The organism is Salipiger sp. HF18 (genome assembly GCF_011806505.1).
Lineage (GTDB): Bacteria > Pseudomonadota > Alphaproteobacteria > Rhodobacterales > Rhodobacteraceae > Salipiger > Salipiger thiooxidans.
Genome location: NZ_JAATOS010000359.1, coordinates 1 through 4,000 on the forward strand (window position 1 = coordinate 1; position 4,000 = coordinate 4,000).

Annotated in this window: 4 protein-coding genes; all 4 read left to right on the forward strand. The window is 71.5% G+C overall.

What is annotated here, in order from left to right:
* Positions 1 to 121: 121 nt before the first annotated feature.
* On the forward strand, positions 122 to 967 hold the full coding sequence (locus tag HC022_RS20445; RefSeq protein WP_167453641.1) for a hypothetical protein: 846 nt from the start codon (positions 122 to 124) through the stop codon (positions 965 to 967).
* The gene (locus HC022_RS20450; RefSeq protein ID WP_167453642.1) at positions 964 to 2,298 is read left to right on the forward strand and encodes an NADH:flavin oxidoreductase; all 1,335 of its coding nucleotides are present in this window, start codon (positions 964 to 966) and stop codon (positions 2,296 to 2,298) included. The genes HC022_RS20445 and HC022_RS20450 overlap by 4 nt, the downstream gene beginning before the upstream one ends.
* Positions 2,295 to 3,794 (forward strand): c-type cytochrome, encoded by a 1,500-nt coding sequence (locus tag HC022_RS20455; protein ID WP_167453643.1) that lies wholly within the window; start codon positions 2,295 to 2,297, stop codon positions 3,792 to 3,794. Before HC022_RS20450 ends, HC022_RS20455 begins: the two co-directional genes overlap by 4 nt.
* A gap of 10 nt (positions 3,795 to 3,804) precedes the next feature.
* Positions 3,805 to 4,000, forward strand: a 196-nt coding sequence (locus HC022_RS20460; RefSeq protein ID WP_167453644.1) for a hypothetical protein, incomplete at its 3' end; no start/stop codon positions are given.

Here is a 4,000-nt window from a genome sequence, read left to right on the forward strand (position 1 = left end):
ACGCGGGCTACCAGTGGGTCCTGCGCAACTCGATGCGCAGCGTGGTCGAACGCCACTGCCCCGGGCTGGCTCATGCCTTCGGCGACGCCCGCAACATGTTCTTTCCCTGGAGGCGCGCGTCATGAGGGTGCCCGGGCTCATCGACATCGTCACCGTGCGCGACCCCGCCGCGCTGCGGGCGATGGCGGCGGACCCGAGGCTCGACCGGCCGCAGACCGGGCGCGGACCGCTTCTCAACCGGCTGATCACGCGGCTGGCCCGCGACACGCTCAAGGCCGACAACCACCTTCTGCCGAGCGGCCGGACCCATGGCGACCACCGCCGCCACGACCTGCACGCGGCGCTTTCGGCGCGGCTCTCGGCGCCAGGGCTGGAGGCGGCGCTGGACGGGCCGGTGCGCGACGCCGCAGTCTACGTGGCGGGCGGCGCGGGCGATCCGCTGCGGCTGGCGCAGGGGCTGCTGGGCCCGGTGCTGATCGACGGCTTCACCCCCAGCGACGACACCGTCGCGGCAGCAGCCACCATCGGCAGGCCGCTGAGCGGCGGCACGGGGCAGCAGGTGCTCGACTGGCTCACCGGGCGCTCGCGGCGGGCCCGCAAGCTGCTTTACGGTGCGGCCAACGGCGACCTGAACGCGGTGCACGCCATCGGCATCGCGTCGCAGAACCTTGCCGCCAGCCTCGATGCGATGCGCGCTGCCGGGCTTGCCACCCCCGCCGCCAAGATGCTTGCCCATGCGATGATCGCGCCCAAGAGGGTCCTGCGGCAGGGCACCGCCCCCGCGGAAACGCTGGGCGGGTCGGTGCGCGCCGGCACGCTGGTGCTGCTCTCGGTCGAGGATGCCACAAGGCGCACGCTCGACCCGCGCGTGGCCTTCCTGCGCGATGCCTGGAGCGGCTGCCCGGCGCATGGCTTCGTGCCCGCGCTCCTGCGGCGGATATGGGCCGAGGCCGGGGGCGCGTCATGACCAACGACGATCCGATCTTCGAGCCGCTGGCCTTCCGCAACCTCACGGTCAAGAACCGGATCTTCCGCTCGAACATCTCGGGCCGCTTCGACAACGAGGACGGCTCGCTCACCCAGACCCGGATCAACTGGGAATGCCGCTTCGCCGCCGGCGGGGCGGGCGCGGTGATCTCGTCCTATGTGCCCGTGCGCATGGACGGGCGCATCATCGCGGGCTACGCCACCATCCATCGCGACGACTTCATCCCCGCCTGGGCCAAGCTCGGCGAGGCGGTGCGGGCCCACGGCGCGCGCTACATCCTCCAGCTCAGCCATTCCGGCCGGCAGATGGACCTGCCGGGCGTGCACAACATGCAGCGGGCATCGCCCTCGCCCACCTCGGCGCCCGAGACCCTGCACGGCTTTCTCACGCAGGCGATGTCCACCGGGCAGGTCCGGCAGATGGTGCGCGATTTCGCCCGCGCGGCATGGCGCGCCCGCGAGGCCGGGCTCGACGGCATCGAACTGCACGCCGCCAACGGCTATCTCTTCACCCAGTTCCTGAGCTCGGCCATCAACGACCGCAAGGACGCCTACGGCGGCGGGCTGCGCAATCGCGCCCGCTTTCTGCTCGAGGTCATCGCCGCGATCCGCGAGACCGTCGGCCGCGAGTTCCACCTGCAGGTCAAGCTATCGGCCACCGACCACAACAACGTCATCCCGTGGGAGGGCCGCGGCAACACCGTCGCCGACACCATCAAGGTGGCGCAATGGTGCGAGGCCATGGGCGCCGATGCCCTGCACATCTCGACCGGCTCGCTCTTTCCGCACCCGCTGAACCCGCCGGGGGACCTGCCGCTCGACCTGCTTGCGATCACCTACGACGCGATGATCTCGAGCGGCATCCACGGCTTCCGCAACTTCCTGCTGTTCCGCTATCCGGCGCTGCGGCCGATCTTCCGCTGGATCTGGTTCCGCATGAAGGCGGGCCGCCCGGTGGAGGGCGTCGGGCTCGACGAGGCAAGGATGATCCGCGAGGCGGTGACGATCCCGGTGATCTCGACCGGCGGCTGGCAGAGCGCCACCGCGATTCGCGATGCCCTGACCAAGGTCGACGCGGTGTCGATCGCCCGCTCGCTCGTCGCCAACCCCGATTTGCCGCAGCACTGGGCCGCCGGGCACGACCTGCCGCCCCGCCCCTGCACCTATTGCAACAAGTGCCTCGTCGGGGCGCCCAAGCTGCCGATGGGCTGCCACGAGCTGTCGCGCTTCCCCTCGCGCGAGGCGATGATCGACCAGCTGATGGAGGTCTACGCCACCAATCCCGTGCTCAGCATCCCGGAGGCGCCATGACCTATCACAGCGCCGTCGAAGCCGAACTCGCCCGCCGCCGCCGTCTCTGGCGGCCCCTGCTGGTGCTTGTGCTGATCTCGGTTCTGGCGGTGGTGGTGCTGGGCATCGCGGTGGTGCTGCGCGTGCTGCCCTCGGGCACGCCTCATTACCGCTCGGAGGATGCGCATTTCCGCCATGGCTCAATCGGGGCCGAGCCAGTGTCCGGCATCCCCTACAAGGTCTGGATGGCACTGCCCGAACTCTTCCCCGAGCGCTTCGCGCCGCAGGGCGACTACTCGGCCTTTGGCTTCCTCTACGACGGTGAGACGCTTCCGGTGGGCATCTCGCGCCGCACCGTGAGCGGCGTCGACCTCGTCTGGTTCAACTGCGCCGTCTGCCACACCGGCACCGTGCGCGCCAACGCCGAAGCCGCGCCCGAGCTGATCTCGGGGATGCCCGCGCAGCAGCTCGACCTGCACGGTTTCACCCGCTTCATCCTCGACGCCGCCACCGATCCGCGGGTCTCGCCCGAGAGCCTGCGCGCCGCCATGCGCGACAGCGGCAACGCGCTCGGCCCGGTCGAGGCCCTGATCTGGCGCTTCGCCGTCTTCCCCCGCCTGCGCGAGGGCATGATCGACCGCGCCGCACGGCTGTCGCCGCTGCTCGACCGCCAGCCCGCGTGGGGGCCGGGCCGGGTCGACACGTTCAACCCCTACAAGGTGCTGGCCTTCCGCCAGCACGCACGCGAGTTGACCGAGGGCGAGGTGGTCGGCGCCTCGGACTTCCCGTCAATCTTCCTGCAGGGCCCGCGCGAGGGGATGCAGCGCCACTGGGACGGCAACAACCCCAGCCTCGCCGAGCGCACCCCCTCGGCGGCACTCGGGGCCGGGGAGACACCCGCCACCGCCGATCACCCGGCCATCGAGCGCGTCGCCCGCTGGCTGCGCGACCTGCCTCCACCGCCAAGCCCGCACCGCCCCGACCCCGCCGCCGTGGACCGGGGCCGAGCGGTCTATGCCCGCGACTGCGCCGGATGCCACGGATGGCAGGGCGACGACGGCTATGTCTTCGAGGGCGCCCGGCTGGGCACCGTCGAGCCGCTCTCCAACGTGGGCACCGACCGCGCGAGGCTCGACAGCTACACCCAGAGCTTCCGGGATGCGCAGGTGCGCGAACTTTTCAAAGGCACGCCCCACGCGTTCCGCAACTTCACCAAGACCGACGGCTACGCCAACGCGCCGCTCGACGGGCTCTGGCTGCGCGGGCCCTACCTGCACAACGGCTCGGTGCCGACGCTGGCCGACCTGCTGGCCCCGCCCGAGGCGCGCCCGCCCCGCTTCCGCCGGGGCGGCGACGTCATCGACCCGCAGGGCGGCTTCGTCTCGCCCCCCTGCGACGGCGGGCCCGGCTGCTTCGACACCGCCCTGCGCGGCAATTCCAACGCCGGGCATCTCTGGGGGACCGGGCTGCCCGCCCCCGAGAAATCCGACCTTCTCGCCTATCTTCTGACCTTCTGAGGAGCGCGCCATGAGCACCCTATCCATCGGCTGGACACAGGCAGACGCCCATCGGTCCCTGACCCGCTTCCGCCGGCTGCTGGCGGTGAACCTCGCCCTGCAATCGCTGGTCGCCCTGCTCTGCATCCTCGCCCCCTCCTGCGGCGCTTGGATCACCGGCATCGAGCCGTCGCTGGCGCGGCCGCTGCTGCCGGTCTGGGGCGGGG